The organism is Pseudoalteromonas luteoviolacea (assembly GCF_018100925.1).
Classification (GTDB): domain Bacteria; phylum Pseudomonadota; class Gammaproteobacteria; order Enterobacterales; family Alteromonadaceae; genus Pseudoalteromonas; species Pseudoalteromonas obscura.
Genome location: NZ_JAGJEH010000002.1, coordinates 501,316 through 527,894, shown reverse-complemented (window position 1 = coordinate 527,894; position 26,579 = coordinate 501,316). Strand labels below are relative to the sequence as shown.

Genomic DNA, 26,579 nt, shown 5'->3' with positions numbered 1-26,579 from the left:
TGACTTGTTAGTTTATAAATTACACTTGGCATATTCAGCTTTAACTTCACTCCAAGCCGCGTGCGCATCAAAATCATCGACTAAAACTTTATTTTTTCCCGTAAACGCTGAGATACCATGCTGTATCATATACTTAGGTATATATTGAGGACTACCGAGTTTTTCCAGCTTATTGCATAATTTTTTCTTTTCAATTGGGTTATTCATCAACGCAGCAAATGTGCTTTGTAACTCTTTTAACTCCAATTCCGAAAGTTGAGAAAGTGAGTTCATTCGTAACACCGAGATAGCTTGATGGGCGGACTTATCTTTAACCCTCAAAGTGTCATATTTGCCATAAGCTAATGCAGCCAAAAGTAGCTCAGACGCTTTACCAAACTCTTTGTTTGATAAACATTCAGCAACCCCAATAAAAATATCGGCAGGACTTTGCTTGTTAGATAGTTCTGTCATTTCAACACATCGTGCTGGGGTAAATGCTTCTAAATTACCTTTAGCTTCAATATTGACCGTATCAGATACACTATTGAATGAAAGAGCTCCGAACGCAACGCCTAAATACCATTTCATATAAAACTCCATTTATTATAATCAACACTCGCAGTATACGGTGCTTAAAAGTTTGGAAAGCACTAGCCATGAAGTTACGCAAACTAAAATGCTAGAAAGTAGTTAATACAACCCATTGCCAATTAACTTAAGCTCTACACCACAGACTGTATATAGGTAAGAACTATTAAAAACAATATTAATCTCCTATCGAAAGGCAAAGGTAAATCACCAGAGAGTCCAAGCTTGCAACGTTTTTACGAATCTAACCTTGTAACCTTCAAAAGCAAGTTTATATCCATCCACTACTTGGCGATTAGCTTCGCTCTATAGTCGCCAGGAACTTCACTAGCACCAATAACTATTCTTTAACTGCACTTATTACTTTGTCAGCTAATGACATGTCCAAAACAATGCCGAACCCACAATCAACTGCACTCTGTTTTGCTTTTGAGATAGACACAATATCAACCTCGCTTACGTATAAGCCGACAACTTCTGCGTTCGCGTCATACTTAGTCGCTGTGCAGTGATAAGCTATGAAGTACGTACTTTCATCCTCAAAAACTGCACTAATATTCAAAAGCAAGGAGACATTGTCGATTGTGATATTGATAGCTTTTTTTTCATTAGAAATAACAGCATAACCATCAACCCACTTTACATTTATGGGGTGTTCAATATCAACTGCCACTGATACTCCCGAGAGCATAGACAAAGCGACAAGACATAAGTTTCTTACTAAACGCTTCATGGATGACTAACGCTCGCTTTGCACTGCATGCAGGTTGAAGGGAGAGAGAAAGAACACAGGCTTGCTGTTTTGCGTCCTAGTTACGTTTAAGTTATTAGGCACTTTAAAATCTTCTCCTATTATTTGTTAGTCGCCGTAATGCTGACGCTCTTTGTGAACCTCAGTTGAGGTATCAGTTATATCCTCCAAACTATGATCTCACAATAGTTGTTAAATTGGTGATAGCATTTAGATTTTACTAGCCGAATATTCTCGAGAGTAGGCTTCGCTTTTTGCCTAACGTTTTATAGCCAAAGTAGGTCGTAGCTTGCAGGCTACTACCGGTAATTTCACTCCCCTTATTTAACGCTTGATTCACGACATTGAACTCAGCGCTGCGTGCGACAATACTATTAAAAATGTCCGCAAATTCAGGTTCATTGTGATAAATTTCTGAGGCAATATCGATAGCCAATTTGTAGATTGGCTCTTCTGAATAAGCGTACTCGCCTTCTTTACCATAAACTTTATAGGTATTAGGAAAGTTCAAATCAAGTTTGTGACCCAAAACTATGCGACAGAATGCACTTGGTAAGAATGCTGAGACCCGCTCAGCCTCCGTAAGGTTTAATCCATGGTGTGTTAATCTGTCAGTGATATCCGAATCACTTTGGTCTTTATACTCCAAAAAGACAGGCAATACATCTTTGATTTTTTCTCGTTCAATCATATTCTGTGAGTACTCGCTAAGGGGTAGAAATATTGTGCGCCTAATTTGAACAATTAAACAGCCCGGTATTCATAATTATCTCATATCCAATCAATGGTGAATGCTACGAACTAAACTATTGTACGAGAAATACCATTCATTACATACCTGTTGGATTAGCCTGCAATGCGCTCACCTTGCAGCCACGTTTTAGATCAATTTCGTCTGGTTCCTCAATTTACCTTGCTATATGCGCTGCTAATTGAACCGGTTTGATAGAAAGAGCACAAACCATTGGTATAGTTGACCTGAAACTCGAAGCCTTCAATTGAGGCTTGGTAGCCATTGAGTTTGGCAATTATGCGGTCGTGATACACTTTTGTATCAAGAGGGATCCAGTATTCAGCAACTTCACCATAAGTTAGTTGAATACTTTCAAACGGAATTCTGCTCACAGACTGTGGGACTGATATAGTGACAATGTCCATGAAACCATGGCCTTCAACTTCAACCCCTCTTTTTTTAATTGAAGTTTGAATGTCTAAACTTTGCGGTTCCGGGCAATTGGCAATTGATGCGCACGTTGTAAAAAGCAGACTTAGGATTAAAGCGTTCGTTATTTGCATACAACCTTGCTCTACTCAGTACGAATTTGTTGACAACAATATAAATTAAAGCGAGCCCAATAAGTATTTCAGCCCCCTCGTTTTTACTCGTCTTGTTAGGCAACTTTAAAATATACAATACTTACAACCAAAACCAATACAATATACGCCAACAATTGTATACCTGCCTGACGGTGTTTACATGCAAGTGCAAGCACCGTTTTATTAGAAGCGCCTTGCAACAGTTTTACACCTTTTGAGGAGACAAAAGCGACGGGGACTTTAAAGTATTTTGGCGAACCTAATTGTGCCCAAATCTCAGGTTCAAGGTTTTTAACCGATTGATAGTACTTATATTCGGCCAAACCCGAACGCAGCATTAAGATTGCCCAAATGGCCACTAGACATATTGATATCAACATAACATACCTCTTTTAAACTACCAGTAAACTACATAAATGCTCAAAATACTAGAAGCGAGGCGCCACTCGCGACGCCTTGCTCGTATCACTCATTAAACTTTATTTTAGCGCTCAACCAAACTAAACCAGTTCCCTGAGTTATCAATAGCCATAGCTTCAACACCATAGAGCTGTTTTGTAGGTGGTTGAATAAACTCAACGCCTTTAGCCACAAGCTCTTCATAGGTTCTGTGGCAATTTTCAGTTTCGAAAACGCCCGCGCCAAATGCACCTTCTGTGATTAAATTGCGTATTTTCTCAGCGGCATCTTTGCTGAACATAGGCCCCTCTTTTGGCTCTGCTAGCACCAATTGAAGTTGTGGTTTAGATTTCGGGTGTACAGTTAGCCAGCGAAAGCCACCTTCTACTTTCATGTCATCACCGACCTCGAAACCAAGCTTATTTTGGTAAAAATCAAGCGCTTCTTCCTGATTCAGTACATATATTGTTGCATGCGCTATGGATGTAATCATTTAAATATTCCTTTGTTGTTGATTTGCCTTTATCTTATAGAAATAATCAACGTGATATTTCTCCAATATTGCTCACTTCTCCTATTTTCCCAAAAAATGATAGGCATAACACGCTGGTATAGCCTGCGAAGGAAAGCGATAAGCCTCAGCAGACAATGCCCAAAGCTTACGGCGATACAGAGTTGGGGCCATACCGGTTTGCTTCAAAAACAATGAAGAAAAGCTGCCAAGACTTATGTAGCCTACTTTCTCGCAAACCTCTGATACACTAAAATTTTCGGTGATTAGCATTTTCTTAGCGCTTTCGACGCGAAGCCGAACCAAGAATTCATTTGGTGTTTCTCCATAGGTATCTTTAAAAGAGCGCAAAAAATGATATGGGGACATATGCGCATACTGCGCTATATCCGATAAGCTAAGTGGGGTATGATAATTACCAGCAATATATTCCCTACCTGCATTCAACCTTTTAAATTTATAGTTCGTAGCCATAAAGTAAACTCCTTGAACAACGTAAAATATAACGCGGGTTTAAGGTTTGAGCAACGCAGCTGTGATATGGCTTTTTATCTTCCCCTTTCTCGCCAGCAGCTATTGCTGATAAATATTTTCGTAATCTAAAAGACCAGAAGTAATGTATAGCGCTCTCGCTGCGCGTAGTCTTCTGCTGACTATGTTAACTGTTTCCTTTTGCTCTCGTATTAACCCTACACCGTTCAATCATAAAGTCGAAAATATCACTGTCTTTATATTGATGACTGTCGTCGCAAGATAAGATTTGCTCGATAGAGCGACTAATTTCATTCGATTCATGAAAAAGAACCAGCTCCGGAAACTCCTCTTTCAGCCCAGTAAAATAGTCTTTTTGCAAAGCACTAAAGTGCTGAAACCTCGAGATTTTCTTTTCTATTACTGCGGAGCTTCGACCTAAAAGTGATGAACGCTCGAATTCTCTATTAGCTCTTACTTGTTCTGGCACATGAAAGTAGACGTACTTAGTCGGGAACGACACTCGTTTTCCATCTAACATTTTTCGATAAAAGCTTACAATAGTGTCAAAGCATCCCCAATGCTCATCTGGGAAAGTTAGACCAAACCAAACCGGTTGAAAAACATCACCATCTAAAATAGATAGCATAGCGTCATTTGCAGAACGACTTGCAATGTGCCACCTTTCAATTTGTTTCTGGTAGTACCATAGGTCTGACTCTCTATTATCTTTACCAAATAATTTATTAACTTCAGGTACTACATAGCACCCATGCTCATCTTTTAATACTGAAGCGATTGTGCTTTTACCTACAGCAGGCGCCCCTTCAAAAGTTACTATCATTTCAGCTATATTCTCCGGTTAACTAATCAAGATAACTTCACCAAGGTAAAATTTGCGGCGATGGCCGCTATTTTACGCGGCTGTTTAAACAACTTTGCTTGGTATTACTTCCGAAACATCTCTAGAATCGCTAGGCATATTCAAAAAGCTTGACTCTAGCGCAATATCCTCTACGAAAATCCACTCAGCACTTTTTGAAACTTAATTTAAAGTGGACACTTTTAATCTTTTTAAACACTTTGGCGACACAAAAATCGTCAGCAATTGACGCTAATCAAAAGTCTCTTTACCTGCTTAAGTTGTTGACATAACTCGTCAATCATTGCCAGGATTTGAATCCCCTGCATCATCAGTGGAACATTTGCCATTGAGTGCAACTTGATAACTCATCCGAAAAGTTATGTTCGTGTTGGATATCTAAACTTTCTAAAAAACGCTCATCTGAATAGACAGTTAGGACATGTACCGTAGCGCCTCTGCTGCGCTCACATTACCGTTAGATTTATATCTCAAAAAAACTCTAGCTCTGAATCACATTTTTACTAGATAATTTACTTGTGGCTGCCAAGCATTCCACTTGCTATTTCATCTATTTCCGCGAACTTGACCGGTAGAGAAGGAATACTCCCTAACGCCATTATTGTATTTCTCAATTGTTCGTTCATATTACTCGTAGGGTTTTGCGCCCTTTTATAAGGACCACCATGCAAATCCCAATCGAAGACAAAAAAACCAAGCTTTGCAAAATCAGACCAAACTTCAGAGCTTCCCCAATTTGGAGATTCCAATTGCACCGCAACAGCATCATGATCTGCATAGTTTTTAATCACCAAGTTGGGTATTGTGCCTTCGCCTGCCGTTGCGAATAGAGCTATATTCCCTTCGCTATCATTAGCGAACCAGTCAAACTCTCGACCTTCCAATTCTTCTTCGTAGATGCTCATAGTTTATAGCCTGTCACACTTTGTCAAAATGCTTTAAATTATAACAAATTGAAGCTAAATGAAGGTATTTAATTTAACTTAGAGTAAGCTACAAACACTTTATGCTTTTAAGTGTTGTGTACTAAGGCAATTTAATTGATTTGAGTTAAATTTTAACCTTATCGCCACTGAGGCATATCGCAGTATTGCTCAACTTTACTCCTATATCACCAAGTAAAGCCGAGCAATTTACTGAAGTTACGGCAAGCTTCTAATTCTAGACACGGAGATCCGTCCATGTTGATCGCATTTACTTGAGTTGACACCAACCTGTATTGAGCCACCGCTTTTTTGTGCTGCTAAAAGGACTGATAGGATTTGGTCAACCTCAGCATCTCCTTGTCTGACAGCATAAAAAGCTGCGTCACAGTTTTTAGGATTGTGATGTGCTTTTTCTGTACGAAACAATATAAAGCCACCGGTGTAGCCAGTATTGATTTCCGCAACTTTTGTCGCCTGACTCCAATCATTCGCAAACGAAGGTATAGATAAAAATAGTAAAGCTGCTAATCCAATTAATTTCATTGTCCTCTCCATAGTGAGTTTAGTTAGTGTTATATTTTGTAATGCACAAAATTGTCATATTAAGGTGTAAATTATCACCCTTAATAACAACAGAAATTATAATTTAAAAACACACACAACAATACAACCATTTTAACTCAAAAAAATTAAATTTAAAAAACAAGAAAAAACTCACTTCACTTTTAACTTCAACTTTGATTATAAGTCCAGCAACACTTAAAATTTAACAACAAATAACAATGCTCAATGCGACATTAATGCTGCTTCAGAAGCTAATATTCATACTTATTTTCAGGTGGCACCTATCAAGAGAGTGAGTTTGTAAAAAGGAGATATAATAAGATATTTTTATCAATTGTTTGACACGCTTATGAGTATTTCGTCGTACCAGCTACAGCACCTACACCATACCATTTCATTAGTTGAGAGCGTAACTTCCATTTTCGTTAGGTTAATTAACAATGGGTGGTAATTGTTAATCTGTATACCACCGTTTAAGTTTCTCCAGCCAACTTAGCTCAATGAATGTATATGTCCGGGATTAGTAGCTTTGAAATATGCTGATGGGCGAAGCCCAACCAGCTATGCTAACTACAGCCATACAACATTCTTAAGGACTTGATTTAGAACTGACATGAACACCATTACCGGCAAAAACCCAGCCACTTATACCAGCTTGTTCAACTTTAACAGCCATAAAGTCCTTACTATATTGTATGCGCCGAACATTATGCTCGGTGCCAGCTGCGTCCTCAAATACGACGCTACATCCATACTGATTTTGGTAGGCACATTCCCAGTCGTTGTATGCTCGTATCGTTTCTGTAAATTTTACTGAATGGGCTTGATCATGCGATATCTCAACGCACCAAGCTCCTACAATAGCTAAAGCAATTACTATTGCTACACTGATATTCAATCCCATAGTGGCACTTAACTCACAATCGGTAATAGATAATTGGCAAAAAATGAGACTAATAAGGCTCGTGCCAACCGTTACGAGCCCCTTCACATTTTATTATATGAACTTTTATTTAAATACCCACCTATCAGTACATCTGACGCCATTAACAGAAGTATTAAAGTAAAAAGTTACTCTCTCATTAAAACTAAAAACAACACTTTTGCCATTCTTACTTCAGTCCATTTTGTGCTTTATTGACTTAAATTTCACAGCTTGCACGAAGGGCAACAACCTATAGGCTACCCTCGCTATGTTCGAAGTTTTACTGCCGTACCAAACACCAGTATTTCTGATGCCCCTTCAGTGATAGCGCTTGTTGTAAATCGTATTCCCACTATCGCGTCGGCATTTAATTTTTCTGCATTTTCAATTAATCGTTCAACCGCTATATTTCGCGCTTCAACCAACATTTCGGTGTAGCCCTTAAGCTCTCCTCCAACAATTCCTTTCAAACCTGCCATAATATCTCGGCCAACATGCTTCGACTGAACCACATTACCATTGACGATGCCCAAAACCGCTTCAATTTCTCTTCCAGGAACTGTTTCAGTTGTCGTATAAATCATAGTTTCCTCCTATAACACAACGTCTTAATATACTGTACAGAATTATCCTATATGACTTATTAAAACTAACCAATAAATGAGTACTTGCCAAGCTTTTAACGCCATTATTAAATAAGTTCTGACCAGTGCATAGATATAAATGTTGGACTCGTTAGAATCATAAAATGCCAATGCCCTTCCAATTATCATCTGAATAATTATCTATAAGAGGAAGCATCCGTTGCTCTGAATTTTCCGTAAAGGCCGATAAAATAACGATTAAAACCAGTAGTTATAACTTTAAAAAATAGCATGCTAATATTTATGCTTTGTGACTAAAGCCAGCCATACAATGGCTATACTATTTATTTGTTAAAGTTTTTACTGAGCTTACACTAAATAGTACTTTGGTGTAGTGATGTTTAGTATGCCAGTGAAGTGCCTCTCCATTTAACACATACTGCTGACCTAAATTTAAGCTAATTGTACTTGGAACGACAGGTTGTAATACATCGAGGTATAGCACCGTATCCAAAAACACCCTATCAGGCTTGAAGCATTGGTCATGTTTAAGCTTAATAGACTTAAACTTTTTTATCTTGCCTTTAATATTAATTTCAGACATTTCTATAGTGCCAGTCATGTTAACTTTTGTGCCATCTGTCGGTATACACGACAATGCTTCGAAAGGTAGCAACACAAGTACTATAACTAAATACTTTATGAACACTGCGGTGCTCCTTTAATTGACAGACTATAGTTGTTTTTACGGTGAACAGAGTGAATACAACAAATGGTTATATTCCTAACTTATATGGCTGGCTCGGGTTAATCTGAGCCTCCACCGTCACCTCCTGCTCCCCCGGCAGAGTCATCACAAAAGCTTCCTGACTCAATATACGATATATCGCCGCCAAAAAATGTATCTGACACTTCCTCTCGCATTTCGTTATAGTCACAACTTTCGCCACGTTCGTCATGCCATTTATCGAACTGTTTCATACTTGTATATAAGGCATGCGCATAACAAATATGCCTCCAGTTATAACCTTCATCATGGACAGTTTTTTCAACCTGCCCAGATGTATACATTTTACTCTTGCCATACCTTCTCGAAAGGTCTTTCCCTAGCCGGAGAATGTAACTTCTTATTGCTCTTTTCTTTCTATATTTTGATAAAAACATAGCTCCTCCTAAAGCCTAGCTATATAACGAAACATTAATACTTGGGTTTACGAAACTCTTACGCCAAATGGTGATAAGCAAAGGCTAAAGCCCAAGCAATTATAGCAATGCCTATTAGAGCAATATAACCCTTGCCTCTATTGCTTGATACATCTGCGCCACAAACAGGACATTTAAAGTGTGAATAATTGCCTGACTCAACCTTTGTAGGATTGATCTTACTATTACATTTTTTGCATTGCTGACTCAATTATTCACCTTCATCATAATGTGTACCTTGAACAGTGTGAAAAGCAGAACAAAATTGAAAACACAATAGCGCAAGCCTGCTGTTTTGCTTCAACGGTTTGACTGATATGCTAAACAACTGAATACTCAAAAGTAATTGGTATCTTTCTCAAGCTTTTTGCGAAGTAACTCAACCGAGTCATAAAGCTCTGTTTTTGGGTACGGCAATACTTCTTTGCTGTTTGACCAAGTTAAATGAACAATAAAATACTTACCTTCAGATTTGACCAAAACGTCATCTCTATCTTCTCGCTTTGCAAGGATTTCTATATTTTTACCATACAATGCATGACCAATAGAAAGCTCCGCGACTATTTCTGTCAATAGTGCTAATTTGTGTGAAGAACCGTAATCTTCTATGTCATTCCATGGTTCAGAGTACATAAGCCTCCATGAGAATATAACGCCCCCTAGTTTAAGCGTTTGCTAGTTAACTGATAGCTCTGTTTTTACAATATTCATTAGTTCTGGGTTAAGCGGAAAGGCTTTACTGCCTAACACTGAGCTATCATCGAATGTCATTATTAAATATGTTTTGCCGCCATTAACAAACGCGCCATTACAATAGCCACCACGAAGCCTTAAAGACGTATTAACCTGACCTTTCCAAACCTCATGTGGAATAGCTCTGTAAGTATATCCTCCGCTCATCAAAATTGTGACTTCTTCTTTTTCTATTGGCGAATGTTTTTGTACATGTTTTTCAAAATCACTCCAATGAATTTCAACAACTGAGCCGATGAAAACCTGTTTAGCCTGTGAAACAAGTTCGGTATAACTTCTACTTTCTACTGTACATGCCAATGACATATTTGAAAGTAGTGTCAGTAAAGCTAAAAAATAACGCATATTTATCTCCAAGTTGCTAATACTTTAAACGAGGAATTTTTATTGGCCTAAATGTAAAGCCAAGCACTATTGGGTCATCAATGACGAATCCGACTTTAAGCTGTTGCTAACCTATTAATTTTCAATATTTTATTTTTATTCCCATCTAATATGTAATCAATGGAAACACATCGGCCGTTTTTGAAAAAGTTATCGTTATGCAACCCCCCATGAAAATATGGCCCTGCATCATGATTACTAAAGTAAAATTCCACCCCTTCGATACTAAATGACTCAATCAAGGTGCCCGCTTTAGGTTTGCGTGTTTCATAGTTGCTAATACAGCCTTGAACTTTCTTAAACTCTTTGTTTTTAATGATGTTTCTTACTTTAACTTTCTCATGATATTGAGAGATTTCAGCTGAGATAGCCAACAGACATATAGCAACAAAGACTCCCACCAAGGTTGTTCTTTTAGTTTTCGTTATATCAGAGGCTACTTGAGTTATAACTGGAAACTTAATAACTAAACACAGTACTACTAAAAAAGGGATTAGAGATAATAAGTGGTCAATACTTGTATTTATTACTGGCTCAAAATATATACTCAATTTTTACGAATCCAATTGATATCTGCGTAACGGATTAAAAAGGTTTGGCTATAAAATTGGTCATCGTTCTTCGACATGTCGAAACTTCCTTAGATACTTGTTCCGCCCCAATAAAGGGCTGACCACGATAAGTTAAACTGAGAAACGTAGCTAAGCAAGGCGATTACAGCCGTGAACTTAATTGTCTATTTTATCGCGTTACCTTCACTTGTTAATACGTTTTTTTCTTTAAGTACTTCTAAAACGAATTCTGGCATATCATAGAATATAAAGTAGTCGTCTTGATATGCAGACCCGGCTCGCAACTTCTCCTTTACGTAAAAGCGCCAATTAAGTATTCCTGAATTGATGGCTTTGTTCCAATCCAATAAGTTACGCCCCATATGAGACATAATAATTTTTTTACTGTCCCTGTTTAATTTCCAGATTTCTTGTTTTTAAAAAAATGGATTTGGACGATACACAACAAGCTTTTCTAATACTGCCACTCCCATATAATAGGGTTCAAGTTCTTGTCGTAATTTTTCTTTGTGACGTATGCTGGTAGCGCAAGAAACGGAATCGAAGTCTAAAGAAAAACGATCACAGCCTGCAATAACCGCCCCCTCTAATAACCACTTACTAGTTTTAAAATCTATTTTATCGTCTGAGATAACAATGTACTTCATTTTACTTTCCAAAAAGAATAATGCGGTCTTAGCGGGCTCAAATAAGCGGCGGTGGAGCAAAAGCCAACTTTGCGATCAATGCGATTATACCTAAGACCTATCTCAAGTCCTCTACCCCAGCTTTTATCATTGGTTGTTGCAGAGAGAGTAATAACTTCTCCACAAAGTTGGCCTTTGATTTCATATGATCCAACCGTTACATAACGCCAGTAAAATCGGCTAACTAATTGCTCAAGAAAATATCTCGATTATCACCCTCACCACCTATTTTGTTGTCTGCACCGAGTGAAATAACCTCAAACCTTTTATTGGAGACCTTAGCTGGGTTATTATATTTATACTCATTCCCCCAGCTATCTATAGGTATTGACTCAATAATACCGACTTTTGATTCAATCAAATCTGATAGGGTATGGGGGTATGTTTGATGAGTTGTATAATACATTTTTATAGCCGCTTCTAACGCTGCTATATCGAGCGCTTCTTTAGACACTCGATAATAGTGATGTTTACTCATAAGCTGTGGCATGACAATTAAGGCCAGCCCGGCAATATGTAAGGCTCCAAACGCCCAGCACACTCTATTTTTTATCATTGACTATCTCGCGGGCTTCATAATGCCTAGTTAATGGATGCACAAATGCTTGTCTAAATATGGTTACTAAGTAGCCCAAACCAAACATTTTGCATCCTCTATGCTTTAAGCACTTGCTATAAGCTTTTTACTTTACCTGAATATTTGAAAGTAGTATGTTTAGACTTTCTTGTGTTAGAGATTGATAGTATATTTCCGCCAACCAATTTTTATTGTGAAATAGTAAAATTCGACCTTTATCCTGTTTCTCAACCAGCTGGATTGCCTCTAGATGATCATCCACTCTGAAGTAATAAAACTCCTTTTCTTTCCCATATATAAAAATGCTTCTCAATTTTAACAGCACTACCATCTGGCTTACTTCTAATAGAGAGCTCAAGACATTAACCTTATCCGGATTTAAATTAGTTAAAGTTAAAAACAGCCCTAATTCACTGTTAATAAAATCAATTCCAACAGTATTTTCATGTTTTAAATTTGAAACTAAATAACCAGTATGCATATCCTCTAACGACATATCCGAAATGGTAATTGACTCCTCAGTTTCTGCTGAAAAAGAATGCATTGTTGGCTTAAATTCGTCTAACTTATCATCCACAAAGCCATCTGGTAGTCCAATTGAAAGAAAGCCCAAATCAAATTGATTTGAAGGCTTGGAGGTAACTTTTTTAAATGTGACAGTAACTAGCCCAGTAAAGACCTCACCTCCGCCCGCCTCGCTCTTTGATTTATCAATTAAGTAAATGCCCCACAATATGGGGCCAAACTTAATGACTATGGCTACTAATAAACAAAAGGATATTATGTACTTTACTTTTTTACTCATAATTACCAAATAACGGGTAGCTTACAACGCGAGTCGCGCTTACTGCGATTGCCATATTATTTATCATTTCGGTCTAAGTTTCTCAATAATTTGCGCGTCTACCCAGTAGAAGTCTCCATTTCCTGATTTATCAGGGCTGTTAAAGAAAAGGTATTTGCCATCTGGTGTTACGTATCCTCCATTTTGTGAGGTACTCGTGTTTATCTTATCCCCTAAGTTAATGGCAGCCCCCCATGAGCCGTCTTCTTGTCGAAAACTAACGTAGATATCGCTACCACCATAGCCGCCATCCCTTCTGCTATCCCACAAAATATAGGACTCATCAGGAGCAATAAAGGGATGGATATTCACTATTCCGGTGTTCAATTCTTTGCTGAGGGGTTTGGGGGCTTCACGTTTACCATTAATCAGGCGAGCATATCGAAGAAGACCTCCTCCCCCTCTACGATATTCATCAAAAAAATAAGTGCCTTTTGAGGAAACCGTAAGGGCCATGATGTCGATGTCTTCATACTCAGAACCGAGACTTTTTAACTCTGACCATCCACCATCGATTCTCTCCCTATATTTATTTGTATAATACATAGTTTTACCATCAGGAGAGATAGACCCGCCCACCCCTCGCTCTACTTCCGACTCGTGCCATCGATTATTCTCGAATTTAAGAACAAAATGCGATTCTTTTTTACTTGTGTTGTTTTTCCTAGAAAAGTAGAACTCTTTCATATCGGGTGTGAAAACAGCGCCCCACTCATGATGTTCCGAAGAAACAATATCAGGGGCAAACACTTCGGGAGTTAAGCCTGGTGGTTTTTGCCCAAAATAAGGCTCTACAGGAGCTAAAAGTGCAACTTGACTATGGCTTTTGTTGCTCATAGTTAGAACCAAAAACAGCAGAGTAACTGAAATGCGAATATGCTTCATGATTTGTCCTTATTTGAAGCTGATCAAGGTGGCTGCCAGTTTATTTAAATTGGAAAAAAAGACCTGACGTTCTTATGACTTTAAGATGTTTTTTCTCTGTAGGCGACAACCCATCTATTGAGGGCATCAAATGCCCTGCTAAGGGGTTGATAGTATTTTGATAAAACCTTTAACGAAGCGAAAAAACGACTAAAATCTGCCCACTTGATTTGCATTGTTATATGCTTTCGAACTGGGTTAGGTTCCCTAACCGAATAAACTTGCGACACTCTCTTGCTGCTTGTTGCTTGTTGCTTTTATCGGAAAAATTACTTTTCACTCTGTTTTTGAACCGAATATACATAGAAGCCGTATAACACCCATATTTAGTTGAAAGACATGAGGCGATCACTACATATTTAATATTAAAGAAAGGTAACCTAATAAGGCTGCACAAAAGACAAAAATTTAGCTAGGTAAACCGTAGAATGCTAGTCCTTTTAAAGATACACTAGCGCGGATTTGAATTAGGGCAAACATTAGGAAGTAGGAATTTAAATTGAAATTCACCAACAAAGACGTATTGCTATTTGATTTGGATGGGACATTAATTGACAGTGTGCCAGATTTGGCGCTCAGTATTAATCAGATGCTAAACGCATTAGACATGACCCCCTACCCTACAGACACTATTCGTAGTTGGGTTGGTAACGGTGCAGCAGTGTTAACCAAAAGAGCATTATCAGGCAGTATCGACATTGACCCTGATTTAGATGACACTTACGTCGAAAAAGCGCTTTCAATATTTCTATCATTCTATGATAAGAATGTATGCGTTGAGACAACACTATATCCTAATGTAAAAAGCACATTAGAATCTCTGCATAGCGACGGTTATCGTTTGGTGATTGTAACAAACAAACCAGAACAGTTTGTTCGCCCTATCTTGAAACATTTAGGTTTAAATGACTTTTTCGAAATGGTTGTAGGAGGCGACAGCCTACCAAAACGCAAACCAGATCCAATGCAGTTAACTTATGTATGCGAAACTCTTGGCGTTTCCCCCTCGTCGTGCTTAATGATAGGTGACTCAAAAAACGATATTTTTGCAGCTACAGCAGCAGACATGCAAAGCATCGGTTTAACCTATGGATATAATCATGGTGAAGACATTAACAGTCATGGCGCATCACTCGTATTAGATAACTTTGCAGATATCATTGAAGCCCTAGTTCCCATAACGGCACCTACATATTAAGATTATCAACCTTCCCAAGGTTTTTCGTTGTATCATTTCAATTACTGTCTAGAACATGCTAAATAAACACTTTGAGCACTCCAATACCCGCGTAGGAATCATAGGCGGTGGTATTGGCGGTGCCACTATCGCATTAAAACTAAGCCAACAAGGCGCTAATGTATTACTTTTTGAAAAAGAAAGTAGCCTAGTCAATGGTCCGCCAATGTGTCATCTACACGCAGGCGGCAATTTGTATAGAGAAATATCAGACCAACAATGTGTCGATCTGTTAAAACAGTCGATCAACACCGCAAAACTATATCAAGATGCTATCGATTACAGGCCAACAATCGTAGCTGTACCATCGCACGATAACGGAGAGCCAAGCGACGTTGTATCTAGGCTAATAGTGCTTCAGCAAGAGTACCAGCGACTAATCGCGTTAGATCCACAAAATGAGATATTGGGGCCAGCATCCGAGTATTTTAGGCTATACCAACGTCCTGACCTCGAAAGGCTATCGCAATTAACTGCACCAAAGCATCCAAAAACCCCTGACGAATGGATGATAGCTTTTGCTAAACAAACTGATTTAACTCAGCTTAAGTTTCCCGTGTTTTTGGTACAAGAATATGGCATTAGCGTTTTTAGACTAGCTGCATTGACCAGTTTAGCCCTAGAAAGCAGTCAGTATTGTGAGTTATTGACAAACACCCAGGTCACTTCTGTTACGCAAAACAGTGCTCAAAAGTGGCATATAGAGACAAAGCGCTCGGGCGTAGACGAAACGTTTGAAGTTGACTATTTAATCAATGCATGTGGGTTTAGAACCGGCACTATCGATGACATGATAGGGCTTAAGCCACAACGTATGGTTGAATTTAAAGCCGCTTACATTAGCCGCTGGAACAACGACCAGACTAATTGGCCAGAAGTTATTTTTCATGGTACTCGAGGCACTAAAAATGGCATGACCCAATTAACCCCCTACCCTAACGGTTATTTTCAAATACATGCAATGACACCTGACATTACCCTTTTTGAAGATGGCTTAGTCTCATCGAAGCAAGAAAGTGCCCAGCCAGAGCTACCGAACAAATACATCGACAAAGTCAATCATCAGTGGGACGAGCAGGTAATTAATGAAAGAACCACCAAAGCCATTGAAAAAGTAGCAGGCTTTATTCCCGCGTTTAATAGCGCTGATATTGGCGGACGCCCGATGTATGGCGCGCAGCAGATACCGGGGGAAGATGCGACATTACGAGTTGCAGATGTTGCTTTTCAATCAAATAGCTATGCACGATGTGAAATCGTCAAGGCATCATCTGCACTGCCAGCTGCTAACACTATCATTGGTAAGCTCGTAGAACTTGGTTTGTTGGCTGACAGGTACTCAAAATACTGTCACAGTGATTTTGTTGATACGTCTTCAACTAGCGATATAACAGAACAGCAAATTGCTCAACGGGCAGAATATCTTGCACAAGAGCGTGGTTTTCCTGTAGAACTCGCCAGGCGAACAACGCCAAACATTAGCTAAATAGTTACAACGGCTTTAGGTTTGCCAAAACCTTTAGCCGTTCTATATTCGATCTGAACAGTAAGAATATGAGCAATATTTCATCGGCCTGTTTGTTGGCTAATAGAGCTTAGGTCTTTCATTATTGGATTTGTGCCTGTCCTATGGTACCCCTTACAACGCTTTTAATGTCTACTTAATGCGTTTGAAAGTTGCACGCAAGTATCCATCTTGCTCCCCTAGACCGAGCTCAATGAGCGGGTAGGTTCCTTCTTGAACCATAGTGTCACCAATTATTGTTATTTTAAAAGGAATGGATACCCCTTCATAATTTGGGAAACTCGAATATTCAATATGTTCAGTCAATATATTATCTTCGTAGCTATAGCGGCCCAACGAACCACCAAAATTATCAAACGCTACAACTTTTTGTTCTTTCGTGAGTTGAAACGAGCTAAACCTTGGCCGGTTATTACCAATACTCGAAAACGCAAAATGACTATCTGTAAATATTTTAATCATTTCACGGCTTTTACCATCGAAAGTGGTGTATTTTTGGTCACCTATAACTAATGTTTCTAATTCTAATTGCCATTCACCTTCTAGCGTGTCTGCTTGACGGCTGTTGCTTACTGTTTGACACCCGCTAAGCAATCCTAACGCGAGCACTAAGGTAAATAAAACTCTCATTGTTCATATATCCATATTATTTTTAATAATCTAGGGCACTATCAGTGATAAGTTACCTGAAAGCTGGTGTTGCCAATAAAAACAAAACACCTAACTACGCCGCTTCCACCCTCACCCTCAAATGCGACAGGGCTCACCCCCTCATTTGCAAATGCCTTCTTTTGCGGTTATGAAATACTGCTTGTACCCAAATATATCTGAACGCGCTTTTGCTATCTACTGAGAATTCTTCACATAGATTAATTCAACTTTCAATCTCGTATAACAAGACTCCATCGCCGCTTAACCCCTGCGGTTGCCTTTCCTACACAAACTTCGCTTAACTCTCAACTTACCAAGGTAATTCACGTATTTTTTATCTATATTGCATTGCGTTTCTGTCTGAGTGAATGGTCAGTCCTAGTAAAGGAAGTCTGTGCCTGTCCTAAGTTCCTTTCTACCTTATAGCGCTGATTAGTCTAATAAAAAAGATAAGCGTTCATCCGCTTTAGATGGGGTTAACTCGATGATTTCAGGTTTGACCACATTTTCAATGACAAAAGGATCTTCAGCGATAATTCCCTCAATTTCCTCTTTAGACACGTTTGCTGCGATAATGCCACCCCCAGCGTTTGGCTGCAGGCTTCCCGATACCATAAAAACGCCCTTATCAAAGCCCGCTTGAAGCCACTCTTTATGACCTTCCATAAAGTCTTTGGCTCGGGATTTGTTGTCTGAGAACCTCAATTGAATGATAAACATGTCATAACTCCTTTGATATATTTCATATGTTGACTTCAAAATGCCTAGGCTATCTAAAGCACAAACACTTTAATAAACGGAAAAATAGCAGGTTAAACTACGCGAAGAATGGTCGCAAGCCTACGCGATTTAACAGCTTTATTAACCACCTAACCTCGGTCAATAAACACAGACTCTACAAAATGATGTAATTCACTCTGGTTGGAAAAGTATTCATCTATCTCTCCCCAGCATGTAAAAGTACTTTCATTGAAGCCCCCTTCAATATCATTGAAATACAAGCAACAATTACCATATATAGCTACAACCCAAAACCCACCTCCTTCATCACCAAGTGGCGACAGTTTCCACTTTTGAACCTCGGGTAACTTTATTTTTTGCCACACACTTTTGGCTCTTGAACTCATTTCAAATTCTGAGATTTCAATGATTCCTTCGAGGTGGCTTTTTGTTATAGGTTTCCAGGTACTCATATGCATTTAGATAGTTAGCGTTTTAATAAACGGTGATAAATAGCTGACTAAAATTAGTTGTGAAGCAACACACGCCTGCTGCTTTTTACTTCTTGCTGAATGGCTATATCACGTTGCGATTCCATATATTACGATAATAAGCTTTGTATGGGCTACTCAAATTCAGCCCTATTACATTTGCTTTTTTTAACCGATTGATAAAATTAGCCACGTAAATGTGAAGCCACTTCACCCTCAATTTTGCTCAAAATTGACGTTCCACTCTCAGATTCGAGATCAATTTCAACCCAACCATCTGTTCCCATAAACTCAGCGGTTGAAAAACAAAGTAAACCTGAAGCAGAAATGTTACCTTCTAATCTAAAAATGCCAATTGAGGTTTTAATTCGAGTGATTATAAATTCCATTTCAATTTCTCTATAGAGATATAAGTTATTATAACAGAATAAAAAATGCGACTATTTTTCAATCCGCTTTAATCAGTTTGTTATACATATTTTACACTTAATTTTCAGTGCTTAGTTGAGTAAGGTAACTTTTTAGTTTTACAAAATTCTCAAGTCCACGCTTATCTGTTTGATACTCTGGCTCCCAAAAGGCTACAGCTGTATATTGATATAAGGAGCTTTCTAGCATCCAAGTATCTCCATCCATTCCCTGAGCTTTATCTTTTGGAAACTCTAATGCACTCTCTAACATACTCTCTAAGTTTGAATACTGCTCTTCCGATAATTCAATACTTTCCTTTGATTTAATACCCTTCCAATCATAACCACCAGCCCCCTCATAAATTGTAGTTATTAACAGATAAGGTTTGTGTCTAGTAACCTCATAGATAACAGGATTTGAAAAAGTAGGCACTATTTTCATTTTTAAAACTGGTTGAAGATAAAAACTAGGATCAGTATATTCAATGGTGCTTCCCGTAGATTTACAACCTACAATTGAAAGTAGAATCAAAAAAATTGAAAAGTTCTTCATATTACTAAACTGCTCCTTCGATACGAGTAACACTAAATTAGATAGCGAGCAACACCGCCACCTACCTATTACATTGTGCCGTAAACACCAAAGCCAAATCAAAAGTACCTAGTGCCGCGAATCTGCTTAAATTTATTGTAATGGCGCAACTCTCAAAGATGGCCATCTAACTAACCATCCTTTCGAAGTAATACGATTTTCAAATGTTACTCGTGATCTTTGGGGGTTATGCGTAATGCAACAACCAAATAAAGATTCAAACCCAAACGCTGATACAACTTCATATTGATTCTCGCCTGTTTGACGAATGCCAACTGCCGTTTCTTTTTCAGGCCAGTAGCGCATAGCATCAACTGAACTTTGATAAGGTTCATCATTATTACGTGCATGCATTTTAGCTTGATTTCGAACTTGCCAATTGAGCTCTGGCATACGGCCTTTCAAATATGCTTCATAATCCAAATAAGCATTAGGTTTGGACTCATCAGAATCGAAGTAAATCACATCAACGTCATTCAAAGGAGTCATAGATTTAAACTCATGTAGCGAATCCCAAACCAAGTTTCGAACGAAACCCGCTGCTATATAGCACTGAGGTAATTTCAGCTTAAACACATGATTTAGTGCCTCAGTCCGTATTGGATCCCGCTTTATTAGCTCTATGATTCTGTCCATTTTCACCCTATACCATAACGCCTTGTTTCACCGAGGAAAATAGCAAGCTAAAATCGGCGACGAAGGAGCACAAGCCAGCTGTTTTACGTACATTGTTTAATTAACTTATTATATGGCTTAATCACCAGTGTAGCTTTTGAATATAGTTTCAAGGGAAATTGAATTTGGATACTTGTGATCAAAGCTACGGTAATAAAGCTTTATATATTCTTCAGTTGAACAAAATGGTTGAGATATTTGAACTGGTGTATTGTGAATAGCATCCATTAAATCTGCAACTAGCTGTGAATTTAAAGGATATGACGGCTTAAATAGACTAAACAACCAAGAGCTTTTCGTTCTTGTAGCTTTGAAACCAAGTGAACGGAGATGATTGGTCACTTGAGATATAACCTCTAAGTGAGCTAGTGCATCTTTACTTAAAACTGAATCCAACGTTTAACCTCAATTGCTATAGAACGTCCGCCTTAGCAGGCGCAAAGCAGCAGGCTAAACCAAGTAAAGAATAAGCGCAAGTCCGCTTTTTTTGCGTCCTCAGTTTAACTAATTTGATAGCTCTACTTAGCTACCAAAACTTCCAGCATGGCTTTTACACCAAGGTGAGATATCTTTAATATTTGTGGCTCACGTTTGTTTGCAAAGCTGGGGGTTGTAATTATTTGCACAGTAATACTAAAGCTATTAATTTTATCACCACCAATAAAACCCTACACATAATTACCTCTTCCAGCTAACGCTCTTCTAAGGAGCAGGTAAGAATTGGCTACAACGTGTAGCGAAGTAAAACCCAAAATGCCACGTTTTGGCTTAGCAGTAGGTTTAAAGCGCTTGCTATATCCAATCTATCTGCGTCTTTAATACCGGTATGCGCTGGCTATACCTGCTATGTTAACTTAATAAATTTATACTCACTATATCGACTTGAATTTAAGTCCCGCGACGTAAAAATTCCCAGTCCATCTAGCTTCTGGTTGCTCTTTATATTCCAAAAGTAATTCTTCTACATCTTTTAGCAGATTGTCCTTGGAAGCGTATTCGCCATACCCATAGTTCGGGTCAAACAGGCGATAGGTCGACACTTCTGTAATAGGGTTTTGCTTAGCTGTTGGCGTTACCCTTTTTATGCCATTCACAAAGCCGTCATCAACAAACAAACCCACTACATGCCCTGCGTAAACGTCTTTACTCTCACCATTTTCATTTTCTTGCTTGGTAGAGTATTGGATGCACATAACATAGTAGTTCCATTGGTAGAATTTATTGTTGAATAGTGATTTTAAGGTTTTGACCATTGCCTGTTGAACTTCTTCGTTGTTGTATCCAGCAAAGTTTGGGGGAATATCAACCTCGTTGTAACTCAGGTTTAAATAATGAGCGTCGGCAAATGCTTGCAAGTGCGGTTCGTCGGACCCATTAAAATTTTTACTGTATTCAATTTGGGCTTTAATTACGGCCTCTTTGTTTTTAGTTAAGAGCTTGAGGTGTCCTTCACCCTTTAACATGGCATCTATCCAGCTTAATACAGCACCAAAGCAAACTCCGTTTTCGGTCAATGCGAATTCGCCTATCTGCTTTTTCAATATTTCGTTGTACACGACTCTTTGAGAGAAATCATTCCAACGTCTACTGTTTGGAAATTCAAAAGACATAAACAATACTTATGAAGTGGTTCAAAGTAACAATACTTTACTGAATTCACCCTATAAACAATTGGCCTAATTAGCTTTTTATCAGGTGCAAGCAAGTATTTTGCACTCGGTCGTGTCCCTGAACACTCAGGTAGCTCAATAGAAATAACCAAACTTGATTCAACCCCCAAACGCCCATCGTGCTGAATCATCCTTGAGCTATTTGTTAGACTGTTCTACATTTTTTGCAGTACGATTGGATTCGCTTCTCACCGCTCTTAATAGTTCGATAACCGAAATAAACTTCTGCTTCTTGTGCTGTTTGAGCTATCGTGTTGCATGTTTGTGACGGACATTGAGCAATCGCACCGTCAGGTTTCACTTTTTTGATGAAGGTAGTCACTTTCTTTCGTTCGGTACCAAGCTTGTATATTGTGTCTGGACTTTCAGGCTTTTTAGGGTCTTCAACTTTATATCAACGATAAAATTCAGTACATACGAAAACCAATCCACAAAACACAAAAAATGGCTCATATAACCCTTCAGGATCGAGCATCCACAAGACGCCTAAAATCACCAGAACAATAATTGTACTTAGCTCTAACTTGGCAATTTTATCCAAGTTTCTAAAATCCATAGTAAATCACCTCCCCCATGTAACGCCTAACGCTTGCCTTACTGGCGGAAAATAGCGGGCTAAACTAAGTACAGAATGAGCAAAAGCCTGCTGTTTTGCATCTCTTGGTTGAAGCGCTTGTTATGTTTGTTAGTCCAAATTTGCCATGTAGGACACTGCTAGCGATATGGTAAAGCCCTCATTAATCTTAAAGGAGTTGTATTTAATTCCACTCCATTTTCGATGGCGATTTTTGAGGCTTTTGTTAGTTGCCGCTTTGAGCAATTTTTACTTGCAACAAAGTAATGCGGTCATTCAGCTTTTTAAAAGCCAATTGAGCATAAAAATAATGTAGAAAAAATGCAACAAACCCAGCTGCGCCAAAAGCAACTAGTGGTTCCGTATAGAGTAATAATGCCGATATGATTAGAGAAAACACAATGCAAAGTATTAGAAAGTGGCTAGAGCTATAAAGCTTTCTATTTTTCTTCTCTAGTAAACTAATATGCGAATCTAAATCCATTTACCTAAACCCTCCTAGGTTTATAACGCCCGAGTAACAGGCTAAAAAATTTTGGATAAAATAGTAAGGCACAAGTAAAGCCAAACTTTTTAGTCCACGTTGATTTACTTGTTAGCGGTACTGCTCCTGCATTTTCCTGATATTGACGTAGCATCTCCGTTGCAACTTACGTGCACTAAACTTCCATCAGATTTGTAATTGACAACAACACCTGTGTCTTGAACATTAATATCAATGTCCTTGCCTCGATACACTTTAGCTGGAGCAAATGATATCAAATTATTATTCCAAAGATACTGATTTTTTTAAACCAAAGTTGGAGCGCAATAAATTCAGAGGAGCTCTCATCTATCTCTTTGTCACATACCGTAAGCATTTCAGGCAGCAAATCGCTAAAATCGACTTTCTGATTTCTTTCCCAGAAAAATGAAATACCAATTAGAGTTAACACAATGGTAATTATTATGGATAGTATGACCATTACAGCTTTATTCATAATTATGACTAACGTACCGTTAGCGTGAAAATAGCAAACTAAACTAAGCGAGGCATGAGTGTAGCCAACTGCTTTGCTTACATTTAATACCATTATTAACAATATCTATATGCAAAAAAACTGATGTGTACTCTTGCTAAAAAATTGGTGCCTGTCTTCTATGCCCTCCTTACTCATATAACGCCTTGCTCCGCTGCACTTTTGAAGTAAAAGCTTTTGTACTATTAAACACAAAAGCTTTAATTGAAAAGTGTCAGCAGGAGCAATTTGTTATAGGGGTAAGATTACAATTCTATTTCTTTTCGAATGCAGGGTCATACTTCTCGAAAGAAGGGACATTATCAACAGAACCATTTATGCCGCCGAAAAGGTAGATGGCGCCATTCAACATGACAGAACCCATACTTTGTTTACCTATTGGCATTGCTGTATTTTCGCTCCAAGTTGAACTGACGGTATCAAAAACGTGTACGGTATCACGCGCAATATACCCTCCGATTATGTATATATTCTGATCAATGGCTTCTACAGAAAACCCGTATCGCATGGGTTGATTTAATACTCCTGATCTTACCCATAAGTCAGAAACTGGATCATAAACTTCGAACCCTTTTTCGTTACTTGCTCCGCCAAACACATATATTTCATCGCCAAAAGTTACACACTGGCTACCCCACCCTAGGTTTGAGTTAGATTCCCTATAAGACCATGAGTCATCTACTGGATTATACTTTTCAACCGTGGTTAATGTGGTAGGTCCATTCCTTCCGCCAAATACATATATCTCGCCATCATATACGCAGCTAGAATGATTATCACGTGGCGTGCCCATAGAGGCCCCAGCTGTCCATCGTTGAGTCTCCAAGTTAAATACTTCCACAGAATTTATCGTAGAATTACCTCCGATACTTATAGTGGACTGACCGCCGATTGCATAGATTTGGTTATCAACGGTATTAGCAGTATGGCTCCATCGAGCTGTCTGCATACTTGCCATTAACTCCCAGCTCTTATTGGATGTATCGAAAACGTCCATATCGCTCATATGCTTGTTATTTTGGTCCAGGCCGCCGAGAACGTATATTTTCCCGTTTATCTCAACTCCTTCAGGGCCACGCCTATACGTAGGCAAGTTTGGCAATACTTGCCAAGGGTTACTCACCACTTCAAGGTCAAATGCTTTAAGTTGAGCGGAACTTTCACCGTCAGTTACAGAAATAATAATTTCGGGAAAAACACCAACATTTTCATTACTTGGAGTACCCGCAACCTCACCTGTCAGGGAGTTAAAAGAAGCCCAAGAAGGCAAGTTTTGGACACTAAATTCAAGAGAGTCATTCTCTATATCCGAAATCGTTGGAACGAACGAATACGCATTATATGCCAATATCTCAGTTCCTGGGGTTCCTGAAATTAAGGGTGCGTCATTTTCTCCAATAACACTCACCTTCACAGTGACTATTTCACTTGAAATTTCACCCTGTCTTAATCGGTATGAAAAGGTATCACTTCCTTCGAAATTTGCGTTGGGTGAATACCTCAAGGTTGGGTAATTTCCTGATACTACCCCATTGGAGGGTGATGTTGTAACCTCGACCCTAACTTCGATGCCCAATGGGTTGTTGGTTTCAATATCGACTTCTATAGATTGGTCTTCATTACCTTCGACGGCTTGGTCCGCTACGATAAAACTTTGTTGATATGGCGACGGATCGAGTTCATCCTTAACACCATCGTTATCATCATCTGTATCTATTGAATTGAAAATACCATCCAAATCTGTATCTAAATATTCATTAATGTCTACTTTTACAAACCCATCTACACCGTCAATCCAGTCATCTAAATTGCTTGACACTAACGACGGATCTATCTCGGGAATAGTTGCTCGCAACGACTCTAGCAATAGGGTATCGTCGATGACGCCATCTTCTCCAAAGTCAGCTTCTAACGCATTTAAGAGTTGTGTTAACTCAGCATCTGGGTTCGTAGAGTTGGCATTGGATTGATTCAACGCATATCTATATAAAATTGAAGACATTGAAAGCAAATAAGGGCTTCCACTGGATAATTCATCATCATAAATAGATAAAGATGCAAAATCATTTTCACTGTCGTTAGGAATGACTTCACTAAAAGTAGTGAGAAACTCGCGTTCAGCCTGATTTTTAGCGTCCTCGAAGTGTAGCTCACTCTCACTGATTAGATTTCTAATTCGTTGACTAGTTAAGTGAGTTAAGAGGTTAATGTAAGCTGTCTGCTCTTCTCGGTCAGATAAACCTATTACAGAGCGCAATGTAATCGTGCCTTGAGATAATTCTCCTGTGATCTCATTGCGGTAGTATCCAGTACCAGATAACTCTATCAGGTCTGAACTGTCATTCAGCAAGAAATTAAATCGTCCTAGATCATCAATTGTGTTGGTGATTACTGTAGAGTCTGTATTAATCGCATCGGCAGAAAGTTGATTAACAGTGACTGTTGATCCGATAACAAATGGGCCTTTTTGAACGGCTCCCTCTATCTGTACCGTAGAGTTTGGAGTTACAGCTGGAGCTGGGTCTGGAGTTGGAGTTGGAGTTGGAGTTGGAGTTGGAGTTGGAGATGGAGATGGAGATGGAGTTGAAGTTGGGTTTGGAGCTGTTCCGCTCCCGCCGCCGCACGCGCTTAAAAACAAAGCACTAAGCAAACCTGGAATTATCTTTTTATTAAACACTAATTAAACCTTTTTACATTTCAATTAAAAAGCCGACTCTAAAATCAACCATAACATCTAAATAAACGAAAAAAACAGCGGAATAAACTGATTAAATAACAAGCAAAAGTATAAAACCTTACGTCCACCGTTCGATTTATTCGTTTCATTTTTGATATTATAAACCAAAGTCAACATTGAAGAACAGCATATCAAACTAATAAAACATGTACCAAGAACACACCTAAAGCAATATCATGATTAAAAATAAAAAGTTAAATCAACGCTCAAAGCTAAGAAATAGAATATAAAGAGAGATAGAAATTTAAGTATAAAAATGGACAGTCACATTTTTAACAAGCCAACAAAATCACTATAACAAGTAGAGAAGTGGACAGGCAAATTTTAATAAACCTCAACCAAACACTGTAATACCTATCAAAACCTAGCTTTCACCACTCAAAAAACATACTAAAAATAAAATTGAATTATAGCGAATTTTAAAATAGGAATTT

General features: G+C 38.5%; 35 protein-coding genes. 2 read left to right on the top strand and 33 right to left on the bottom strand.

All coding sequences use genetic code 11. The annotated features are described in order from the left end of the window. Positions 1 to 12 precede the first annotated feature (12 nt). The 22 genes from J8M00_RS05190 to J8M00_RS05085 form a co-directional block, all read right to left on the bottom strand. Positions 13 to 570, bottom strand: coding sequence for a hypothetical protein (locus J8M00_RS05190; RefSeq protein WP_211009276.1), 558 nt, complete (start codon positions 568 to 570; stop codon positions 13 to 15). A gap of 340 nt (positions 571 to 910) precedes the next feature. Then, positions 911 to 1,303: a hypothetical protein gene (locus tag J8M00_RS05185; protein WP_211009275.1), complete on the bottom strand. Its 393-nt coding sequence runs from the start codon at positions 1,301 to 1,303 to the stop codon at positions 911 to 913. Between the two features lie 238 nt (positions 1,304 to 1,541). Continuing rightward, a complete protein-coding gene (locus J8M00_RS05180; protein WP_211009274.1) occupies positions 1,542 to 2,012 on the bottom strand; it encodes a hypothetical protein in 471 nt (156 codons plus the stop codon). A 212-nt stretch (positions 2,013 to 2,224) separates the two neighbouring features. Continuing rightward, positions 2,225 to 2,617 carry a hypothetical protein gene (locus J8M00_RS05175; protein ID WP_211009273.1) on the bottom strand — a complete coding sequence of 131 codons (393 nt, stop codon included), beginning with the start codon at positions 2,615 to 2,617 and terminating at the stop codon, positions 2,225 to 2,227. Between the two features lie 95 nt (positions 2,618 to 2,712). Continuing rightward, on the bottom strand, positions 2,713 to 3,018 hold the full coding sequence (locus tag J8M00_RS05170; RefSeq protein WP_211009272.1) for a hypothetical protein: 306 nt from the start codon (positions 3,016 to 3,018) through the stop codon (positions 2,713 to 2,715). A gap of 104 nt (positions 3,019 to 3,122) precedes the next feature. Further along, positions 3,123 to 3,530: a VOC family protein gene (locus J8M00_RS05165; RefSeq protein ID WP_211009271.1), complete on the bottom strand. Its 408-nt coding sequence runs from the start codon at positions 3,528 to 3,530 to the stop codon at positions 3,123 to 3,125. Between the two features lie 81 nt (positions 3,531 to 3,611). Then, positions 3,612 to 4,022: a helix-turn-helix domain-containing protein gene (locus tag J8M00_RS05160; RefSeq protein ID WP_211009270.1), complete on the bottom strand. Its 411-nt coding sequence runs from the start codon at positions 4,020 to 4,022 to the stop codon at positions 3,612 to 3,614. A 184-nt stretch (positions 4,023 to 4,206) separates the two neighbouring features. Then, the gene (locus J8M00_RS05155) at positions 4,207 to 4,863 is read right to left on the bottom strand and encodes a hypothetical protein (RefSeq protein ID WP_211009269.1); all 657 of its coding nucleotides are present in this window, start codon (positions 4,861 to 4,863) and stop codon (positions 4,207 to 4,209) included. A 551-nt stretch (positions 4,864 to 5,414) separates the two neighbouring features. Beyond that, positions 5,415 to 5,807 carry a hypothetical protein gene (locus J8M00_RS05150; RefSeq protein ID WP_211009268.1) on the bottom strand — a complete coding sequence of 131 codons (393 nt, stop codon included), beginning with the start codon at positions 5,805 to 5,807 and terminating at the stop codon, positions 5,415 to 5,417. Positions 5,808 to 6,044: 237 nt separating this feature from the next. After that, positions 6,045 to 6,371 (bottom strand): hypothetical protein, encoded by a 327-nt coding sequence (locus tag J8M00_RS05145; protein ID WP_211009267.1) that lies wholly within the window; start codon positions 6,369 to 6,371, stop codon positions 6,045 to 6,047. A 610-nt stretch (positions 6,372 to 6,981) separates the two neighbouring features. Beyond that, positions 6,982 to 7,296, bottom strand: a complete 315-nt coding sequence (locus J8M00_RS05140; protein WP_211009266.1) for a hypothetical protein — start codon at positions 7,294 to 7,296, stop codon at positions 6,982 to 6,984. A 287-nt stretch (positions 7,297 to 7,583) separates the two neighbouring features. After that, a complete protein-coding gene (locus tag J8M00_RS05135) occupies positions 7,584 to 7,901 on the bottom strand; it encodes a heavy metal-binding domain-containing protein (RefSeq protein WP_211009265.1) in 318 nt (105 codons plus the stop codon). A 340-nt stretch (positions 7,902 to 8,241) separates the two neighbouring features. Then, on the bottom strand, positions 8,242 to 8,610 hold the full coding sequence (locus tag J8M00_RS05130) for a DUF4431 domain-containing protein (protein WP_211009264.1): 369 nt from the start codon (positions 8,608 to 8,610) through the stop codon (positions 8,242 to 8,244). Positions 8,611 to 8,708: 98 nt separating this feature from the next. Beyond that, complete coding sequence (locus J8M00_RS05125) at positions 8,709 to 9,065, bottom strand: DUF6559 family protein (RefSeq protein WP_348772541.1); 357 nt, start codon at positions 9,063 to 9,065, stop codon at positions 8,709 to 8,711. Between the two features lie 375 nt (positions 9,066 to 9,440). Then, positions 9,441 to 9,737, bottom strand: a complete 297-nt coding sequence (locus tag J8M00_RS05120; protein ID WP_211009262.1) for a hypothetical protein — start codon at positions 9,735 to 9,737, stop codon at positions 9,441 to 9,443. Between the two features lie 42 nt (positions 9,738 to 9,779). After that, positions 9,780 to 10,202, bottom strand: coding sequence for a hypothetical protein (locus tag J8M00_RS05115; RefSeq protein ID WP_211009261.1), 423 nt, complete (start codon positions 10,200 to 10,202; stop codon positions 9,780 to 9,782). Positions 10,203 to 10,297: 95 nt separating this feature from the next. After that, positions 10,298 to 10,792 (bottom strand): hypothetical protein, encoded by a 495-nt coding sequence (locus J8M00_RS05110; protein ID WP_211009260.1) that lies wholly within the window; start codon positions 10,790 to 10,792, stop codon positions 10,298 to 10,300. Positions 10,793 to 10,977: 185 nt separating this feature from the next. Further along, positions 10,978 to 11,184, bottom strand: coding sequence for a hypothetical protein (locus J8M00_RS05105; RefSeq protein WP_211009259.1), 207 nt, complete (start codon positions 11,182 to 11,184; stop codon positions 10,978 to 10,980). A 45-nt stretch (positions 11,185 to 11,229) separates the two neighbouring features. Then, the gene (locus J8M00_RS05100) at positions 11,230 to 11,460 is read right to left on the bottom strand and encodes a hypothetical protein (protein WP_211009258.1); all 231 of its coding nucleotides are present in this window, start codon (positions 11,458 to 11,460) and stop codon (positions 11,230 to 11,232) included. A 223-nt stretch (positions 11,461 to 11,683) separates the two neighbouring features. Further along, positions 11,684 to 12,055, bottom strand: a complete 372-nt coding sequence (locus tag J8M00_RS05095) for a type II secretion system protein GspG (protein ID WP_211009257.1) — start codon at positions 12,053 to 12,055, stop codon at positions 11,684 to 11,686. A 127-nt stretch (positions 12,056 to 12,182) separates the two neighbouring features. Then, positions 12,183 to 12,881, bottom strand: a complete 699-nt coding sequence (locus J8M00_RS05090; protein WP_211009256.1) for a hypothetical protein — start codon at positions 12,879 to 12,881, stop codon at positions 12,183 to 12,185. Positions 12,882 to 12,944: 63 nt separating this feature from the next. After that, positions 12,945 to 13,805: a TolB family protein gene (locus tag J8M00_RS05085; protein ID WP_211009255.1), complete on the bottom strand. Its 861-nt coding sequence runs from the start codon at positions 13,803 to 13,805 to the stop codon at positions 12,945 to 12,947. Positions 13,806 to 14,343: 538 nt separating this feature from the next. Between J8M00_RS05085 and J8M00_RS05080 the strand changes: the two genes are divergently transcribed. Both J8M00_RS05080 and J8M00_RS05075 read left to right on the top strand, forming a co-directional pair. Further along, entirely contained in the window at positions 14,344 to 15,042 is a 699-nt protein-coding gene (locus J8M00_RS05080) for a phosphoglycolate phosphatase (RefSeq protein WP_211009254.1), read from the top strand. A 55-nt stretch (positions 15,043 to 15,097) separates the two neighbouring features. After that, the gene (locus J8M00_RS05075; protein ID WP_211009253.1) at positions 15,098 to 16,567 is read left to right on the top strand and encodes an FAD-dependent oxidoreductase; all 1,470 of its coding nucleotides are present in this window, start codon (positions 15,098 to 15,100) and stop codon (positions 16,565 to 16,567) included. Between the two features lie 171 nt (positions 16,568 to 16,738). On the opposite strand, the gene J8M00_RS05070 is transcribed toward J8M00_RS05075, so the two are convergent. From J8M00_RS05070 to J8M00_RS05020, 11 genes are all read right to left on the bottom strand, one after another. Beyond that, positions 16,739 to 17,236, bottom strand: a complete 498-nt coding sequence (locus J8M00_RS05070; protein ID WP_211009252.1) for a lipocalin-like domain-containing protein — start codon at positions 17,234 to 17,236, stop codon at positions 16,739 to 16,741. Between the two features lie 453 nt (positions 17,237 to 17,689). Further along, positions 17,690 to 17,977 carry a YciI family protein gene (locus tag J8M00_RS05065; protein WP_211009251.1) on the bottom strand — a complete coding sequence of 96 codons (288 nt, stop codon included), beginning with the start codon at positions 17,975 to 17,977 and terminating at the stop codon, positions 17,690 to 17,692. Positions 17,978 to 18,126: 149 nt separating this feature from the next. After that, complete coding sequence (locus J8M00_RS05060) at positions 18,127 to 18,384, bottom strand: hypothetical protein (protein ID WP_211009250.1); 258 nt, start codon at positions 18,382 to 18,384, stop codon at positions 18,127 to 18,129. Between the two features lie 269 nt (positions 18,385 to 18,653). Then, complete coding sequence (locus tag J8M00_RS05055; protein WP_211009249.1) at positions 18,654 to 18,857, bottom strand: hypothetical protein; 204 nt, start codon at positions 18,855 to 18,857, stop codon at positions 18,654 to 18,656. Between the two features lie 97 nt (positions 18,858 to 18,954). After that, positions 18,955 to 19,431, bottom strand: a complete 477-nt coding sequence (locus tag J8M00_RS05050; RefSeq protein ID WP_211009248.1) for a hypothetical protein — start codon at positions 19,429 to 19,431, stop codon at positions 18,955 to 18,957. A gap of 132 nt (positions 19,432 to 19,563) precedes the next feature. Next, positions 19,564 to 20,106 (bottom strand): nucleotidyltransferase family protein, encoded by a 543-nt coding sequence (locus tag J8M00_RS05045; protein WP_211009247.1) that lies wholly within the window; start codon positions 20,104 to 20,106, stop codon positions 19,564 to 19,566. Positions 20,107 to 20,223: 117 nt separating this feature from the next. After that, complete coding sequence (locus J8M00_RS05040; protein WP_211009246.1) at positions 20,224 to 20,541, bottom strand: hypothetical protein; 318 nt, start codon at positions 20,539 to 20,541, stop codon at positions 20,224 to 20,226. Between the two features lie 476 nt (positions 20,542 to 21,017). Further along, positions 21,018 to 21,755 carry a hypothetical protein gene (locus tag J8M00_RS05035; protein WP_211009245.1) on the bottom strand — a complete coding sequence of 246 codons (738 nt, stop codon included), beginning with the start codon at positions 21,753 to 21,755 and terminating at the stop codon, positions 21,018 to 21,020. Between the two features lie 454 nt (positions 21,756 to 22,209). Continuing rightward, positions 22,210 to 22,371 carry a hypothetical protein gene (locus tag J8M00_RS05030; RefSeq protein WP_211009244.1) on the bottom strand — a complete coding sequence of 54 codons (162 nt, stop codon included), beginning with the start codon at positions 22,369 to 22,371 and terminating at the stop codon, positions 22,210 to 22,212. 244 nt (positions 22,372 to 22,615) lie between these two features. Beyond that, complete coding sequence (locus J8M00_RS05025; protein WP_211009243.1) at positions 22,616 to 22,873, bottom strand: hypothetical protein; 258 nt, start codon at positions 22,871 to 22,873, stop codon at positions 22,616 to 22,618. A gap of 788 nt (positions 22,874 to 23,661) precedes the next feature. Then, entirely contained in the window at positions 23,662 to 26,085 is a 2,424-nt protein-coding gene (locus tag J8M00_RS05020; RefSeq protein ID WP_211009242.1) for a Kelch repeat-containing protein, read from the bottom strand. Between the last annotated feature and the right edge of the window lie 494 nt (positions 26,086 to 26,579).

Excerpts from the sequence above, each read along its gene's own strand:
- J8M00_RS05190 (WP_211009276.1), bottom strand. The coding sequence starts at position 570 with ATGAAATGGTATTTAGGCGTTGCGTTCGGAGCTCTTTCATTCAATAGT.
- J8M00_RS05185 (WP_211009275.1), bottom strand. The coding sequence starts at position 1,303 with ATGAAGCGTTTAGTAAGAAACTTATGTCTTGTCGCTTTGTCTATGCTC.
- J8M00_RS05180 (WP_211009274.1), bottom strand. The coding sequence starts at position 2,012 with ATGATTGAACGAGAAAAAATCAAAGATGTATTGCCTGTCTTTTTGGAG.
- J8M00_RS05175 (WP_211009273.1), bottom strand. The coding sequence starts at position 2,617 with ATGCAAATAACGAACGCTTTAATCCTAAGTCTGCTTTTTACAACGTGC.
- J8M00_RS05170 (WP_211009272.1), bottom strand. The coding sequence starts at position 3,018 with ATGTTGATATCAATATGTCTAGTGGCCATTTGGGCAATCTTAATGCTG.
- J8M00_RS05165 (WP_211009271.1), bottom strand. The coding sequence starts at position 3,530 with ATGATTACATCCATAGCGCATGCAACAATATATGTACTGAATCAGGAA.
- J8M00_RS05160 (WP_211009270.1), bottom strand. The coding sequence starts at position 4,022 with ATGGCTACGAACTATAAATTTAAAAGGTTGAATGCAGGTAGGGAATAT.
- J8M00_RS05155 (WP_211009269.1), bottom strand. The coding sequence starts at position 4,863 with ATGATAGTAACTTTTGAAGGGGCGCCTGCTGTAGGTAAAAGCACAATC.
- J8M00_RS05150 (WP_211009268.1), bottom strand. The coding sequence starts at position 5,807 with ATGAGCATCTACGAAGAAGAATTGGAAGGTCGAGAGTTTGACTGGTTC.
- J8M00_RS05145 (WP_211009267.1), bottom strand. The coding sequence starts at position 6,371 with ATGAAATTAATTGGATTAGCAGCTTTACTATTTTTATCTATACCTTCG.
- J8M00_RS05140 (WP_211009266.1), bottom strand. The coding sequence starts at position 7,296 with ATGGGATTGAATATCAGTGTAGCAATAGTAATTGCTTTAGCTATTGTA.
- J8M00_RS05135 (WP_211009265.1), bottom strand. The coding sequence starts at position 7,901 with ATGATTTATACGACAACTGAAACAGTTCCTGGAAGAGAAATTGAAGCG.
- J8M00_RS05125 (WP_348772541.1), bottom strand. The coding sequence starts at position 9,065 with ATGTTTTTATCAAAATATAGAAAGAAAAGAGCAATAAGAAGTTACATT.
- J8M00_RS05120 (WP_211009262.1), bottom strand. The coding sequence starts at position 9,737 with ATGTACTCTGAACCATGGAATGACATAGAAGATTACGGTTCTTCACAC.
- J8M00_RS05115 (WP_211009261.1), bottom strand. The coding sequence starts at position 10,202 with ATGCGTTATTTTTTAGCTTTACTGACACTACTTTCAAATATGTCATTG.
- J8M00_RS05105 (WP_211009259.1), bottom strand. The coding sequence starts at position 11,184 with ATGTCTCATATGGGGCGTAACTTATTGGATTGGAACAAAGCCATCAAT.
- J8M00_RS05100 (WP_211009258.1), bottom strand. The coding sequence starts at position 11,460 with ATGAAGTACATTGTTATCTCAGACGATAAAATAGATTTTAAAACTAGT.
- J8M00_RS05095 (WP_211009257.1), bottom strand. The coding sequence starts at position 12,055 with ATGATAAAAAATAGAGTGTGCTGGGCGTTTGGAGCCTTACATATTGCC.
- J8M00_RS05090 (WP_211009256.1), bottom strand. The coding sequence starts at position 12,881 with ATGAGTAAAAAAGTAAAGTACATAATATCCTTTTGTTTATTAGTAGCC.
- J8M00_RS05085 (WP_211009255.1), bottom strand. The coding sequence starts at position 13,805 with ATGAAGCATATTCGCATTTCAGTTACTCTGCTGTTTTTGGTTCTAACT.
- J8M00_RS05075 (WP_211009253.1), top strand. The coding sequence starts at position 15,098 with ATGCTAAATAAACACTTTGAGCACTCCAATACCCGCGTAGGAATCATA.
- J8M00_RS05070 (WP_211009252.1), bottom strand. The coding sequence starts at position 17,236 with ATGAGAGTTTTATTTACCTTAGTGCTCGCGTTAGGATTGCTTAGCGGG.
- J8M00_RS05065 (WP_211009251.1), bottom strand. The coding sequence starts at position 17,977 with ATGTTTATCATTCAATTGAGGTTCTCAGACAACAAATCCCGAGCCAAA.
- J8M00_RS05060 (WP_211009250.1), bottom strand. The coding sequence starts at position 18,384 with ATGAGTTCAAGAGCCAAAAGTGTGTGGCAAAAAATAAAGTTACCCGAG.
- J8M00_RS05055 (WP_211009249.1), bottom strand. The coding sequence starts at position 18,857 with ATGGAATTTATAATCACTCGAATTAAAACCTCAATTGGCATTTTTAGA.
- J8M00_RS05050 (WP_211009248.1), bottom strand. The coding sequence starts at position 19,431 with ATGAAGAACTTTTCAATTTTTTTGATTCTACTTTCAATTGTAGGTTGT.
- J8M00_RS05045 (WP_211009247.1), bottom strand. The coding sequence starts at position 20,106 with ATGGACAGAATCATAGAGCTAATAAAGCGGGATCCAATACGGACTGAG.
- J8M00_RS05035 (WP_211009245.1), bottom strand. The coding sequence starts at position 21,755 with ATGTCTTTTGAATTTCCAAACAGTAGACGTTGGAATGATTTCTCTCAA.
- J8M00_RS05030 (WP_211009244.1), bottom strand. The coding sequence starts at position 22,371 with ATGGATTTTAGAAACTTGGATAAAATTGCCAAGTTAGAGCTAAGTACA.
- J8M00_RS05025 (WP_211009243.1), bottom strand. The coding sequence starts at position 22,873 with ATGGATTTAGATTCGCATATTAGTTTACTAGAGAAGAAAAATAGAAAG.